We start from the raw sequence: 13,978 nt of genomic DNA, 5'->3' as shown, positions 1-13,978 counted from the left end.
CGGCGCACCGGCGGGACGCGCCCGAGCGAGGAGGCCATTGCATGCGACGATCGAACGGGGTCCGGATCTACGCCTGGGTGGCCCTTGCGGTCGGCTTTGGGTGCGTGGCAGCGACCGCGTCCGAGACGGGTGCCGAGATGCCCTCCGAAACGCCATCCGAGACGAACGCGGTGGCCGCTGCGTCCTTCGAACGCACGGAGGTTCGCGAGAACTGTGCTCGTTTCGAGCCACTTCGTCAGCCGCTCTTTGGCGATCTGCACGTCCACACCCGCTACTCCTTCGACTCCTACACCTCGGGGCAGCGCAACGGTCCCGACGAGGCATACCGCTATGCGAAGGGCGATGCGATCACGCTGCCCGACGTGGATGGCGAGCCCACGGTCGAGGCGAAGATCGACCGACCCCTCGACTTCACGTCGGTGACCGACCACTCCGAGTTCCTCGGCGAGATGCACCTGTGCACCGAGGACGCCTGGTCGATGGGCTACTGGACGCCCCTGTGTGTGCTGACGCGCGCCGACTCCTTCTATCTCCAACTCTTTGCGGCCGGCGAGTGGGTGGAGCTCGGAGTCCTCGACGAGTCCGAGACGAAGGAGCGCAGCGTCGCGTGCAGCCTGCCTGGCGGCGACTGCGAGGCCGGTGCCTCGGTGTTCTGGGAGAAGCTTCAAGAAGCCGCAGAGGCGCACTACGACCGCTCGGCGGAGTGCCGATTCACGACCTTCGTCGGCTACGAGTACACCGACGCCCCGGGCTTCCGGAACCTCCACCGCAACGTGATCTTCCGCAACGAACAGGTCATCCCGCTTCCCATCAGCACCTATGACACCGGGACGCGGAACTTCCCCGAGCTGTGGCGCCAGCTCCGGGCCCAGTGCATCGAGGGCGCGCCGGGCTGCGACGTGCTGTCGATCCCACACAATCCGAATCTGGCGGGCGGGCTGATGTTCCCCGACCCGAAGGACGAAACCGAAGCCAACGACCGGCGCTTCTTCGAGCCGCTGGTCGAACTGGTGCAGCACAAGGCGGCTTCCGAGTGTCGCTTCGATCGCCTGGCGGGCCGCGGCGTCGGCACCGAGGACGAGCTCTGCACCTTCGAGCAGAACAAGACGGACAACCTTGCCGCGCTGAGCACGCTGTTTGGAGAGTTGCAGACCGAGGAGGGGAAGGCGGTCGCGATCGACGACTACGCCCGGCGCAACATGGTGCGCAACGTGCTCGTCGACGGGCTCGCGCTCGAGCAGCGGCAGGGCGTGAACCCGTTCCAGATGGGCTTCATCGGCAGCACCGACACCCACAGCGCCGTGCCCGGCGGCGCCATGGAGTACGACTACGTCGGCCACCTCGGTCGTCGCGATACGGGTTATCGCAACGTGCAGGACCACTTCCAGGACAACCCGGGCGGTCTCGCGGTGGTCTGGGCCGAGGAGAACTCGCGCGACAGCGTGTTCGCGGCGATGCGTCGACGCGAGACCTATGCGACGAGCGGAACGCGACCGGTCGTTCGCTTCTTCGGAGGCTACGACCTGGGCAAGGATCTCTGCGACGACCCGGACCGCGTGGCGGCGGCCTACGCCAGCGGCGTGCCGATGGGCGGCAACCTCCCCGCGGCGCCCGAGACCGGCGCGCCGCGCTTCCTGGTGAGTGCGCTGAAGGACCCGGGCGTCGCGTCGCACCCCGGCACCGATCTCCAGCGCATCCAGATCATCAAGGGCTGGGTCGATGCCGAAGGCCAACCCCGCGAGCGCGTGATCGACGTCGCGGGTTCCGCGGACAACGGCGCGGGGGTCGACGCGAGCTGTCGACCGACCGGATTGGGACACGCGTCCCTGTGCAGCGTCTGGGAAGACCCGGACTTCGACCCGGCGCACCCCGCGGTCTACTACGCGCGGGTGCTCGAGAACCCGACCTGTCGTTGGAGCACGCTGCAGTGCCAGGCCGCCGGCGTGAACCCTTTCGCCGAAGACTGTGCCGAACAGGCGGCGGCGGCGACGGCCGCCGTGCAGCGCGCGGGCGGGCGCGGCGACGTCTACGGCAGCTGCTGTCTGGATCCGGCCGAAGAGCCCTTCTACTCCCCGGTGATCCAGGAACGCGCCTGGACATCGCCGATCTGGACGACACCGCCGGCGCGCTGATCGCTCCGCTCAGGCCTCGGCGTCGGGCTTGCCCTCGAGGATCTCGACCAGGGTGCCCACCTCGACCTGATCGAAGAGTTCGCAAACGTCCGCGTTGCACATGCGAATGCACCCGTGGGACGCGAGCGTGCCGATCCGTTCCTCCTCGGCGGTGCCGTGGATGTAGATGTAGCGGTCGTGACTGTCGACGCCGGGGCCGTGGTTCTTGCCGGGCTCCAGTCCGTCGAGCCAGAGAATCCGGGTGAGGATCCAGTCGCGCTCGGGCGCGCCGGCATAGAGAGCCGCATCGCAGATCTCGCCGGTCGGTTCGCGACCCACGAAGACCGCCCGGTCCGGGGCGTCGGCCCCGATCTTCTCCGCGATGGTGTGCAGACCGCGCGGCGTCTTCTCGCTGCCATCGGCCTCGCCCGCACCGTTCGCAGCCGACGAGATCGGGTAGCTGGCCCGTACCTCGTCTCCGGCGAGGAGCTCGAGGCGCTGGCGAGCGAGGTCGACCCGAATCCGTGTCTCGGCCATAGGGTGAGCGTAGCGGTTGACCGCCCGCTTCGAGATGTGATCGCCGCCACCGTGAAACATGGGAGACAAGCGGGCGCCCGGCGGTGCATGCTGATGCCCGCATCTGGCGAGCACCACGGCGCCGGACGGGGAGAAAGCGATGCGCGAACCGAGATCTCGGACAGGGCCCTGGCTCGCCGCCGAGCGGAGGCTCGGCCTGTGGCTGGCACTCGGTCCGGCCCTGCTGAGCGCTGGTTGCCTCGCGCCGATTCACCTCTACGACGGCCCGCCGAAACCCTTCGAAGAAGTGGCGATCATCGATGCGCCGGGGGATGCCACGATCCTCCAGGTGGACGGCCAGTCCATCCCGCGTCTGGAGTCGACGGTCGCCGTGCTGCCCGACACCCACGTGTTGCTGTTTCGGGTGCGGACCGCCTACAAGAACCTCGGCGATGGCGGTTCGACGGACGGATCGACCGTGAACCCGCAGCACGTGGTTCACTGCTTCATCAAGGCCCCCTTCGAAGCGGGCCACCAGTACACGATCCGTAGCCGTCTGCTCGAGCACAACGAGCAGGTCTACAAGCGGGGTTGGGACATGACCCGGCACGACCCGCGGCTCCAGCCCGTCGTGGTCGACACCGCGACCGAGGAGCCCCTCGAGGGCCTGCGCTGCAACCAGCCGTTGCCCGGGCCGCAGCACCGCTAGGCCCTCCGGCCGGGCGCCGACGGCCGCCCGATTCGGTGTTGACACTGTCTACAAAATGGTAGACACTGTCTACATGGACGCTCTCCCCCTCGAAGCCCGCCTGGTCGACGTCGGGCTCGCGCTCCTCGAGGAGGAGGGGGTCGAGGCGCTGACCCTGCGGCGAGTGGCACGCGCCGCGGGCGTTTCCCATGGCGCCCCCCTGCGTCATTTCAGGAGCCTGGCCGACTTCAAGGCCGAGCTCGCCTCCCACGGATTCGAGCGTCTCCACGGCGCAGTCGAGAAGTCGGGAGCCCAGCTCGCTCCGGGTGCCGGGGCGCTGGCCCGGCTGAAGGTTGCCTCTCGCGCCTACGTGGACTGCGCCGTCGCGCACCCCGGCCTGTTCGCCCTGATGTTCCGACCCGGCGAGATCGACGACGACAACGAGCGCTTTCGCCGGCACGCCCCAGCGGCCTTCGAGCACGTCGTGCAGCTGGTGCGGTTTGCCCAGGACAGCGGCTGGCAACCGGAGCGCGAGACGCGAGAGTTGGCGGGAGCGGTCTGGGCCGGCGTTCACGGCGTCGCCTCGCTGTGGAATCAGGGCGCCGTGCAAGGTGCGATCCCCGGCGCCTCGCTCGAGGCGGTCCTCACGCACCTGATCGAACTGATGATTCAAACGGGCACGCTCGCGGAGCGCGTCCCGACCTCCCCTGCCGATTCCCATCACCGGACGCCGCCCACGACGTCCACCGAAGGAGCATCCTCATGACCGACAATCTGTATCTCTCGGGGAACTTTGGGCCCATCGAAGAAGAGCGCACCGCCCACGATCTGCGCGTGCGCGGTGAGATCCCCGAAGCGCTGAACGGACGCCTGCTGCGCATCGGCCCGAACCCGATCGCCGCGGACCCGGCGACCTACCACTGGTTCCTCGGCAACGGCATGGTTCACGGAGTGGAGATCGCAGGGGGGCGTGCCGTCGGATACCGCAATCGCTTCGTGCGGGACGACGAGCTGGTGGCCGCGAAGGGGTGGCCCCCGGTCGAGGGCCCCGCGCGCGACATGATGGCCGCGGGCGTCGCGAACACGAACGTGATTGGCCACGCCGGCAAAACCTTCGCGATCGTCGAGGGTGGGAACCTCCCCGTCGAGCTGACCCGCGATCTGGAGACCGTCGCGCGCAGCGACTTCGAGGGCACGTTGCCGGGTGGCTTCAGTGCCCACCCGAAGCGCGACCCCGACACCGACGAGCTCCACACGGCGGTCTACTCGCCGACCATGAACGCGATCCAGTACGTCGTGCTCGGCGCCGACGGTCGCGTGCGCAAGGTCGTCGACGTCCCGGTTCCCGGTCGTCCGATGGTGCACGATTGCTCGATCACGAAGAACTACTTCGTGCTCCTCGACCTGCCCGTGATCGTCGACGAGGACGCCGCCGACGGCGGACTCACCCTTCCCTACGCCTGGACGCCCGACTACGGCGCACGCATCGGGCTGCTGCCGAGAGAAGGCGACGCGTCGGACGTGACCTGGCACGAGGTGGATCCGTGCTTCGTGTTCCATCCCCAGAATTCGTACGAGGACGCCGACGGACGCGTCGTGCTCGACGTCGTGCGGCATCCCACCCAGTTCAACCGCACCGGCGAAGGCGACGGCCCGCCGAGCCTCGATCGCTGGGTCATCGATCCGAGCGGGGGCCCGGTGAAGGAAGAACGGCTCGACGACCACCCGCAGGAGTTCCCGCGTTGCGACGAGCGCCTGGTGGGGAAGCCCTATCGCTACGGGTACGGCGTCGAGATCGGCCCCGGTTTCCGCTTCGAGGCTCTGCTCAAGCACGACGTGAAGTCGGTCCGGACGGCGGTCCACCGCGGGCCCGAGTCGCGCCTGTTCATGGAGCCGGTCTTCGTGCCCCGGCACGAGACGGCCGCAGAAGACGAGGGCTGGCTGCTCGCCTACACCTACGACACCGAGCGCGACACCAGCGAGGTGGTGATTCTCGATGCGCAGCACTTCGAGGAAGAGCCCGTCGCGGTGATCGATCTCCCGGGTCGGGTGCCCTTCGGATTCCACGGCAACTGGGTTCCGAACCCGGCGTAGCCCGGTGCGTCGGGCCGGCCATCCGGACGTGGGGCCGGGCGCCGGCTTGACGCTCCGCTCGACCGCGACCTAAGTTCCTCATCGCACTCGAGCCGGGCGGACCCGGTTTGCGGCGACGCGACCCTCGCTCCGCGTCGCGAACGGGCGCGAAAGGGGCTGGCCGCATGTGCTGGAGACGGAGAGCGCGCGCCGCTCTCTGCGCGATCACGACCCTCGTGTGGGGGCTCGGCGGCAGCCTGTCCTGTGGCGGGGGCGGTGGTGGCGGCGGCGGCGGCATCATCACGATCCCGTTCGCCTTTCCGCAGGGCTTCTTCCCGATTTCGATCACGGCTGCGGGGCCGAGCGACGCCGCGTTCGCGCCGGGCGGGGGGGATCTCCTGTTCGTGACGGGCACCGGAGACATCTTCCGGGTCGCGATCGCAGACGGCGCGCTGACGACCTTCGCCACGGGGGTCGGCGGCGGTGCCCTGCTGCGCTCGATCGTGGTGGCGGGGGATGGCGCCGTCTTCGTCGGCGCCGCGAACGGCGACGTCCTGCAGGTCGACGCGATGGGTGTGTCGATGCCCTTCGCGAACACCGGGGCCAACCCGGTGACCGGTCTCGCGATCGGCCCGGCGGAAAGCCCCTTCGAGGGCAACGTGCTGGCTGCGGCCGGCGCGAGCGGCATCCAGGTCATCGATCGCAACTCGCCGGGCACGCCGATGGTGCTGACCACGGCCGCGGACTACATCGACCTGACCTTCAGTGGCGTGACCCTCGTCGCCCTCGATACCACCAACGACGAAGTCGACACGATCGCGACCGACGGGACGGACACCGTGCTCCAGGCGGGCCTCAACGATCCCGTCGGGATCACCCTGGACGCGGCAGCCCAGCAGCTGTTGGTCGCGGAGGCCGGCAACGACCGCCTGAGCTTCGTGCCCGTTACCGGGGGTGGCCCGACACCGCTCGCTCCCTACGACTTCGATCCGATGGGCACGGGCATCGCCTACGACGGACTCGGCACGATCGCCTTCGTCTCGGCGGACCCTCCGGGCGCGGCGGCGACGCTGCAGGGCATCAACGTGCCCCCGCTCTCGCCGGCCACCTTCGGCGGCACGTTCGGCGGCCCGACGGCTGGCTTCGGGGACCTCGAGCTCTTGCGCGACGGCAACTTCGTCGCGGTCGCGAACGACCCCGACGATCCGATGGATCCGACGGACTCGTTCAACAACTTCCTGTTCACGGTGAATCGCTTCGCCGAGATCCAGCTGGTCCAGACCGGCATCGCCGGCGCCCAGGAGCTGCTGCTGAGCCTGACGAGCGATCCGGTGACGCAGCAGCTCTTCATCGGCACCGCGTCGGGCACGATCATCGAACGGAACGGCCTGGGCGGGCTGAGCTTGTTCGCGACCGACCCCGCCGGTGGCCAGATCCTCGGACTCGAACGCGCCCCGGCCACCTTCGGCGCCTTCGGCGGTCAGCTCTTCGCCACGACCGACCGAGGCGACATCCTGCGCATCGATCCGGCCAACCCGATGCCGGTGGTGTTCGCGAACGTCATGACTCCGGCCGCGCAGCCGGCACCGCTCTCGGACCTGGTCTTCTCCTCGGATGGCCGGCTCTTCGTGCTCGACAACGGCGACGAGATCACGCCGACGCCCCGCGTCTTCGAGTTCGACGCCGCCGGGATGGCGACGGACCTCGGTCTGAATCCGGCCAGCCTCGGCCAGCCCGACGGGCTCGGGATCGACGAAGGAGGCAACCGCCTGTTGGTGGCGACGGTGGTCACGGCCCAGGCCCAGCTCCTCGCCGTCAACCTGACCACGCCGCCGACCGTCTCCGCGCTGAATCTGCTGGTTTCCCTCGATGAGGGATTCCTTCCGACGGGCGTCGTCTACGACCGCATCGGCGGCGCAGTGGTGCGCATCGGCTCGGACACGGCGGGCTTCGCCCTCGTCCAGGTCTTCCCCTAGGCCGTTGCGCTAGGCGGCTTCCAGCGAGAGCCACAGGCGCAGCAGGTGGCGCCGGTACTCGGGCTCCGGGTGGTCTTCGTACTCGGTGCGCGCGTGGAGGATCCGGTGGTTCGAGAGCCACTGGATGTCGCCGCGGGCCAGCTCCATGTCGAAGTAGAGTTCGGGCCGCTCGGCGATGCCCTCGTAGAGGTCGAGCAATGCCGTCTCGTCGTCGGTGAACGGAGCGACGTCGTCGTGTCGCTGCACCGAGCGGAAATAGTCGCTGTGGAAGAACGTCGCGAGCGCTCCCTCGGCGAAGCGGCAGGGCGATACGGGGAAATGCCGCAAGGCTCCAGACGCGTCCTCGTTGCGGACGTCGAGCAGGAAGGGCTCGAAGAGGCGCGGTACGAACTCGGGACGCCGACGCTGGACTTCGTCGAAGACGCTGACCGAGCTGACGATCCGGCTGGCCCCGCCGGATTTCGCGGGTCGCAGGCACAAGAGGCCCACCACGTCGGCGGCGTCGCAGTGGTAGGCGATGTTCGCGGAGGTCTGATAGAGGCGAACGAAGGGGTCGTCCGTGGCCGCGCCCGAGTCGCGCACGTGTCCGAGCAGATCGCCTTGGGGGTTCTGTGCACCCGGGGTGCCCATGTGGAGCCCGAGCCCCCAGTACGCCACCGACGCTTCCGCTTCGTCCCAGGCATCGAGTGGCATTCCCGAGACGACCTGGAAGCCGAGGCCGTGCTGGATGGCGTGGCGCCATTCTGCGACCCGCGCCGCGAGCGTGGGGAGCGGAAAGTCCGCGGCTCGCAACTCGCCCATCGGGATGCCGCGCTCACGCACCTCGGAGACCGCGCTCTGAAGCTCGGCGGCTTCTGCGTCGCTGAGCCGGTAGCGCCAGCCCGGGTCGTCGGCGACGTCCGCACGCTTCCAAGCGGCAGGACCCCCGACCGGACCTGCCGGCACTTCGGTGTGGGGCCGCCCGAAGTAGTGCAGGGTCTGCTCGCCGTAGCTCTTGAATCGCGACATCTCCGTCCCTCTCTGACTTCCCGAGCCGCTCAGGCGTCGCGCAGGGCCTGCTGCACCAGGGCATCGAGCCGCGAGGCGAAGCGCGACCGGTCCTTCCCCGAGAGCGGGGCGGGCCCGCCCGTCGCCACTCCGCCTTCGCGGAGCTCTTCGCGCAATGCGCGGGTCGCGAGCGCTCCGCCGATCGAGTCTTCGGTGAAGGGGCGCCCGTCGGTACCGATCACCCGCGCACCGCGCTCGAGGCAGCGCGCTGCGAGCGGAATGTCGGCCGTGATCACGACGTCTCCCGGCCCCGCGCGTTCGGCGATCCAGTCGTCCGCCACATCCGGTCCCGCGTCGACCACGACCATCTCGACGCCAAAGTCCGCCGGGACGTGCTGGTATTGATTCGCCACCAGCGACACGGGAACCCCGTAGCGCGTGGCGACGACATAGATCTCGTCCTTCACGGGGCAGGCGTCGCCATCGACGTAGAGTCGGGTTTCCGGCTGCACACCCACACCCTAGCAGCGCGGGAGCGGCGTTGAGCGCGCGGGAGACCGAATGGTAGGCTCTCCGCATGCAATCCCTACACGCTTCGCATCTCTCCTTGCGCGCCCTCGCTCTCGGAACAATCGCGGTGCTCGGTTTCGGTTGGGCGGCCCAGGCGGTCGTCTACTCCGACGCCGAGTCCGTCGAGCCGTTGGCCGTCGGCGCCTCGGTTCCGAGTGCCGAAGTCACGGACCTCGACGGGAAACCCGTCGACATCGCGTCGCTCGTCGGAGAACAGGGGGCGCTGCTCGTCTTCTACCGCGGTGGCTGGTGACCCTATTGCAACACGCAGCTCGGCGAGCTGCGCAAGATCGAAGCGGAGCTCGAGGGCCTCGGTTATCGCGTGATCGCCCTCAGCCCCGATCTTCCGAAGAACCTGCAGCAGAGCCGCAAGGCGGAGGGTCTCGGCTACACCCTCTACTCGGACAGTGCGATGAACGCGGCACGCGCCTTCGGGATCGCGTTCCAGCTCTCGAAGGCGACCGTCCTCCAGTACAGGACCTTCGGCATCGATCTCGAAGCCGCAGCCGGGCGCGACCACTACCAGCTCCCGGTGCCCTCCGTGTTCCTCGTCGAACCGGGTGGCCAGGTTGGCTGGGTGTACTCGAACCCGGACTACAAGGTCCGACCCGAGAACGACGCGCTGCTCGACGCGGCGAAGCGTCTGCACGGAGCGCGCTAGTCGTGCCGGTCGTCGCCTTCGATCACGTCGCGCTTCCGACGAGCGATCCCGAGGCGCTGATCACCTTCTACGGCGCCTTGGGGTTCGAGGTCCCCGACCTCGAGGCGTGGCGCGCGGCGGGCGTTCCGTTCTTCTCGATCCATCTCGGGCCTCAGAAGATCAACGTGCACGCCCCCGCGATGTGGCAGAACGAGACGTTCACCCTGCGCGGCCCGACGGCAGAGCCCGGCTGTGGGGACCTCTGCTTCGTCTGGGAGGGCGGCGACGCCCTGCTGCGCGAGACGCTCGCGAAGGCCGGGGCGGAGATCATCGCCGGCCCGGTCGAGCTCCCTGGTGGTCGCGGGCAAGGGGTGAGCGTCTACATCCGCGATCCCGATCAGAACCTCCTCGAGTTCATCATCTACGACGGGTAGGGCGTCGACGGTGGCGAATTCCGCTCGGGTGATGCTGGTGACCGGAGCGAGCCGGGGCATCGGTGCGGCGACGGCGCGGCTCGCCGCCCGGCGCGGCTTCGACGTGGCCGTGCACGCGCATCGCAGCCTCGAGGCGGCGGAGGAGGTGGCGGCCGACGTACGTGCCACCGGTCGTCGCGCCCTCTTGCTGTGCGCGGACGTGGCTCACGAGGCCGAAGTCGTCGCGCTCTTTGCGCACCTCGACTCCGAGTGGGGTCGGCTGGACGTGCTCGTGAACAACGCCGGCATCCTCGACACCCAGATGCCCCTCGCGGAGATGTCGGGTGAACGCATCCAACGCATTCTCGACGTGAACGTGCTGGGGTCGCTGCTGTGTGCGCGTGAAGCGGTTCGCCGGATCGCGCGCTCTGCTGGGGGCGAAGGCGGTGTGATCGTCAACGTCTCTTCCGGCGCCGCGCGTCTGGGCTCGCCGGGCGAGTACATCGACTACGCCGCCTCCAAAGGCGCCATCGACACCTTCACGATCGGGCTCGCGAAGGAGGTCGCTTCCGACGGCATCCGGGTCTCGGCCGTACGGCCCGGTGTCATCGACACGGAGATCCACGCGAGCGGAGGCGAGCCCGATCGCCCGAAGCGGCTTCGGGAACGCATTCCGACCCAGCGTCCGGGCACGGCCCAGGAGGTGGCCGAGGCGATCCTGTGGCTCGCGTCGGATGCCGCGGCGTACAGCCACGGCAGCATCCTGGACGTGACGGGCGGCCTCTAGCGCGTCCTGCCGCCTGACCGATCGGGACTAGCGCGCGACCAACCGGTAGAGCACCGCCTGTTCGCGTTGTCCTTCTTCGGGCTCGAAGTCGTACTTCGCCATGGCGGCTTCGAGAAAGGCGTCGACCTCGGCGTCGTCGTCGGCGCGGACCGCGCGGAGGTCGTAGAGGTCGTCGCCCACCCGCAGGCGCACGCGCGGATCGGCCTCGATGTGCTGGACCCAAGCGGACTCGGCGCCCGTCCCGGCCACGACGTAGAGGGCGTCGTTGGCGGCCACGGTCCAGACGTTCACCGAGTACGGATCGTCGGGTCGGGTCTCGAGCTGCACGACGTCGACGCCGTCGGTGAAGCTCCAATCGCGGGGCACCTCCTGGGGCATCCCGGAGAGCGCGCCGCCGGGAATCATGACCAGCGGACCGCACGCGGTGGCGAGCAGCAGGGGAAGGACGAGCCAACGTACAGACGTCATGACGATCTCCTCGGGCGGCGCGACCCATGCTGCCGCATCGGTCGGACCATTCCCAGCGTCTCGCGTCCGCGTTTCGCTGGCGCGGGTCGGGGGGTTAGGATGGCCGCACCGCGATTTGCGGCTCGCCCCACCGCCAGGAGTCTTCGTGCCGATCAGCCCGATGGACGAGTTTCTCGCCCACCAGACCACCGATACCTTCGACTACGTCTTCACCAGCGATAAGAACTTCTACGATCGCTACTACTTCAACTGTCATCCGTCGAGCGACGAGCTCTTCCTGGTCACCGGCATGGGGCAGTACCCGAATCTCGGCGTGACCGATGCGTTCGTGACGATCTCCCACGGCGAACAGCAGTACACCGTGCGCGCGTCACGCGAGCTGGGGCACGACCGGCTCGACACCCAGGTGGGGCCGCTCTCGGTCGAGGTGCTCGAAGGGTTGAAGAAGCTCCGGCTGCGCTGCGACGAGAACGAATGGGGCATCGCCTTCGACCTCACCTTCGAGGGGACGATCCCGGCGCTCGAGGAGCCGAAGTCCTTCACACGCACGCGCGCGCGCATCACCCAGGACGTCAGCCGCTACGCCCAGGTGGGCAGCTGGAGTGGGCGTCTCGAAGTGGCCGGCCAGACCTACGAGGTGGAGCCGACCCGGTGGAAGGGCGCCCGCGATCGTTCCTGGGGCGTCCGGCCCGTCGGCGAACCCGAAGCGCCCGGCATCCGCCTGAAGGACATGGCGAACGCCACGGTGGGTTTCCTGCACAACTGGTTGCCGATGCAGTTCGACGACTACATGGTGAAGGTCTGCGTCGACGAGGACTACGACGGGAATCGTGTCCAGGAAGAGTCGATGAAGGTGTGGAACTTCGGGCACGACAAGCCCCACGAACACCTCGGGCGCCCCGAGGTGGAGATCGACTACCTCTCGGGCACACGGGAGATGGCTGCGTCACGCGTCGTGATCCGACGCGACGATACGGTCACCCTCGAGAGCCGGAACACGCCGCTCCGCACGGTGTACCTCGCGGCAGGCTCGGGCTACCGCCCCGACGCCGATTGGGGTCACGGCACCTGGCGCGGAGAGAACGTCGTCCAGGGCCTGGTGCACGACATGAGCACCCAGGAGAAGCGCTCTTCCTGGGCGTTCCTCAACGAGACCCTGTGCCGCTATGAGCTCTCGACCGGCGAAGTCGGCTACGGCATGCACGAGAACATGTGCATCGGGATCCACCGGCCGAGCGGTTTCGACACGCCGGACACGATGGCCCCCTGACGTCCAGCGGCTGCCCTTCGGCTCAGCCGATCGCGTCGCGGATGAACTCGCCGTCCCGCACGATGCCCACGATGCGATCGCGCAGGCAGGAGATGTCCGCCACCGGGTCACCGTCGACCACGATGAGGTCGGCGCGCTGGCCCGCGACCAGGGTTCCGTGTCCCGCGTCGAGGCCGAGGGGGCCCGCCATCACCTTCGCGCCGTTCACGCTGGCCCAGCGCAGCACCTCGAGGGCCGGCAGGTTCATCTGCTTCGTGTAGACCTCGTACTCGGACACGTAGTCGCCGTGGGGCATCATCGCGAAGCCGAAGTCGTCGCCACAGACGAGACTCACGCCGGCTTCCATCATCTTCGGAAGCTGCTCGCAGGTGTACTCGAAGTCCTCACGCACTCCGCGCAGCCGGGCGAGCACCTGGTCGTGGGTCTCGGCGAAGCCTTCGCCGATCGGGAACGGGCCATTCGCGTAGTCCCAGTTCTCGGCGAACTGCAGGAAGCGCGTCGACCAGAGCAGACTCGGCGTGATCGCCGCGCCGCTCTTCACCACGGCTTCGATACATTCGTCGTCGATGCGGTCGGCGTGGTCGATGATGTCGACGCCTGCGCGGGCACACTCGAGAATCCCGATTCGCGACGGGCAGTGGGCGCGCACCAGCTTTCCGTGGTCGTGGGCGACGCCCACCACTGCTTCGAGTTCTTCGCGGCTGAGGTAGCAGACGTCCCGCACCGGCGAGGAACCGTGGCCGGGTGCGATCGAGAGCTTGATGATCTCGCAGCCGCGTCCGATCTCCTCGCGGGTCGCCTGGCGGAACTCCTCGGCGCCATCGAGGCGCCGCGTGAGGCCCGAGTGCTGGATCCCCATGAACCAGGAGCGGTTCATGCCGTCGGCCATGTCGCCGGATGCCATGAACTCGTGTCCGCAGGCGATGATGCGGGGTCCCTGGACGAGACCCATGATCATGGCCTCGCGCAGGCAGACATCGAGGTTGTCGCCGCAGCTCGAACCGATGATGCCCGTCGTGCCGGTCTGCAGCGCGATCTGCGCGTTCTTCGCGGCGACCATCCCCATGTAGGGCGGTGCGGCTTCGAGACCGAGGATCGGTGCGGCGCCCAGCGTCGGATAGGGGCCGAAGCCCGAATGGAAGTGGCCCTGGACGAGGCCCGACATCACCGTCTTGCCAGCCAGGTCGACGACACGGTCGTCGGGTCGGGTCTCGGCATCACCCGCGCCAGCGGCGGTGATCGTGTTCCCTTCGATGACGAGGTGGGCCCCGCTCTTCGGGTCCCCCACTCCGTCGATCAGCTGAGCGTTCGAAAGGACGACGCGGGCATCCGCCATGGGGTGAGCTCCTTCGTGGCGCACGAGAGTACCAGACCGGCGTTGGCGTCCACGCGCTCCGCCACTTAGGTTCTGGCCGCTTGACGTTCTCCGCGACCGACGGTTTCACGAGGCGCTCGGTCGCGCCAGTGGGAGGTTTCGCA

14 protein-coding genes and 1 pseudogene are annotated in these 13,978 nt (G+C 68.6%); 10 read left to right on the top strand and 5 right to left on the bottom strand.

Annotated features, from left to right (window positions below):
* Positions 1-41: 41 nt before the first annotated feature.
* On the top strand, positions 42-2,132 hold the full coding sequence (locus tag AAF430_04200; protein MEM7409421.1) for a DUF3604 domain-containing protein: 2,091 nt from the start codon (positions 42-44) through the stop codon (positions 2,130-2,132).
* 9 nt (positions 2,133-2,141) lie between these two features.
* Here the strand turns inward: AAF430_04200 and AAF430_04195 are convergent, their stop codons facing one another.
* Positions 2,142-2,648, bottom strand: a complete 507-nt coding sequence (locus AAF430_04195) for a L,D-transpeptidase (GenBank protein MEM7409420.1) — start codon at positions 2,646-2,648, stop codon at positions 2,142-2,144.
* Between the two features lie 139 nt (positions 2,649-2,787).
* Here AAF430_04195 and AAF430_04190 point away from each other — a divergent pair, with 139 nt between their 5' ends.
* From AAF430_04190 to AAF430_04175, 4 genes are all read left to right on the top strand, one after another.
* The gene (locus AAF430_04190; GenBank protein MEM7409419.1) at positions 2,788-3,336 is read left to right on the top strand and encodes a hypothetical protein; all 549 of its coding nucleotides are present in this window, start codon (positions 2,788-2,790) and stop codon (positions 3,334-3,336) included.
* A gap of 73 nt (positions 3,337-3,409) precedes the next feature.
* Positions 3,410-4,081 (top strand): TetR/AcrR family transcriptional regulator, encoded by a 672-nt coding sequence (locus tag AAF430_04185; protein ID MEM7409418.1) that lies wholly within the window; start codon positions 3,410-3,412, stop codon positions 4,079-4,081.
* Positions 4,078-5,409 (top strand): carotenoid oxygenase family protein, encoded by a 1,332-nt coding sequence (locus AAF430_04180; GenBank protein ID MEM7409417.1) that lies wholly within the window; start codon positions 4,078-4,080, stop codon positions 5,407-5,409. Before AAF430_04185 ends, AAF430_04180 begins: the two co-directional genes overlap by 4 nt.
* Positions 5,410-5,573: 164 nt before the next feature.
* Positions 5,574-7,364: a hypothetical protein gene (locus tag AAF430_04175; protein ID MEM7409416.1), complete on the top strand. Its 1,791-nt coding sequence runs from the start codon at positions 5,574-5,576 to the stop codon at positions 7,362-7,364.
* A gap of 9 nt (positions 7,365-7,373) precedes the next feature.
* Here AAF430_04175 and AAF430_04170 read toward each other — a convergent pair whose 3' ends face one another.
* Positions 7,374-8,372: a TauD/TfdA family dioxygenase gene (locus AAF430_04170; protein MEM7409415.1), complete on the bottom strand. Its 999-nt coding sequence runs from the start codon at positions 8,370-8,372 to the stop codon at positions 7,374-7,376.
* 29 nt (positions 8,373-8,401) lie between these two features.
* A complete protein-coding gene (locus tag AAF430_04165; protein MEM7409414.1) occupies positions 8,402-8,863 on the bottom strand; it encodes a YaiI/YqxD family protein in 462 nt (153 codons plus the stop codon).
* A gap of 65 nt (positions 8,864-8,928) precedes the next feature.
* Here AAF430_04165 and AAF430_04160 point away from each other — a divergent pair, with 65 nt between their 5' ends.
* From AAF430_04160 to AAF430_04145, 4 genes and pseudogenes are all read left to right on the top strand, one after another.
* A complete protein-coding gene (locus AAF430_04160; GenBank protein ID MEM7409413.1) occupies positions 8,929-9,174 on the top strand; it encodes a hypothetical protein in 246 nt (81 codons plus the stop codon).
* Between the two features lie 12 nt (positions 9,175-9,186).
* A pseudogene (locus AAF430_04155) lies at positions 9,187-9,582 on the top strand (redoxin domain-containing protein).
* Positions 9,583-9,584: 2 nt separating this feature from the next.
* Positions 9,585-9,995 carry a VOC family protein gene (locus AAF430_04150; GenBank protein ID MEM7409412.1) on the top strand — a complete coding sequence of 137 codons (411 nt, stop codon included), beginning with the start codon at positions 9,585-9,587 and terminating at the stop codon, positions 9,993-9,995.
* A gap of 31 nt (positions 9,996-10,026) precedes the next feature.
* Positions 10,027-10,761 carry an SDR family oxidoreductase gene (locus AAF430_04145; protein MEM7409411.1) on the top strand — a complete coding sequence of 245 codons (735 nt, stop codon included), beginning with the start codon at positions 10,027-10,029 and terminating at the stop codon, positions 10,759-10,761.
* Positions 10,762-10,788: 27 nt separating this feature from the next.
* Here the strand turns inward: AAF430_04145 and AAF430_04140 are convergent, their stop codons facing one another.
* Positions 10,789-11,229, bottom strand: a complete 441-nt coding sequence (locus AAF430_04140; GenBank protein ID MEM7409410.1) for a nitroreductase/quinone reductase family protein — start codon at positions 11,227-11,229, stop codon at positions 10,789-10,791.
* Positions 11,230-11,374: 145 nt separating this feature from the next.
* Between AAF430_04140 and AAF430_04135 the strand changes: the two genes are divergently transcribed.
* A complete protein-coding gene (locus AAF430_04135) occupies positions 11,375-12,499 on the top strand; it encodes a hypothetical protein (protein ID MEM7409409.1) in 1,125 nt (374 codons plus the stop codon).
* 22 nt (positions 12,500-12,521) lie between these two features.
* Here AAF430_04135 and AAF430_04130 read toward each other — a convergent pair whose 3' ends face one another.
* Positions 12,522-13,835, bottom strand: coding sequence for an amidohydrolase family protein (locus tag AAF430_04130; GenBank protein MEM7409408.1), 1,314 nt, complete (start codon positions 13,833-13,835; stop codon positions 12,522-12,524).
* Positions 13,836-13,978 lie beyond the last annotated feature (143 nt).

This window comes from Myxococcota bacterium (genome assembly GCA_039030075.1).
Taxonomy (GTDB): Bacteria; Myxococcota_A; UBA9160; order UBA9160; family SMWR01; genus JAHEJV01.
The sequence above is the reverse complement of the archived record's forward strand: the minus strand, read 5'-3'. Positions and strand labels throughout refer to the sequence as shown.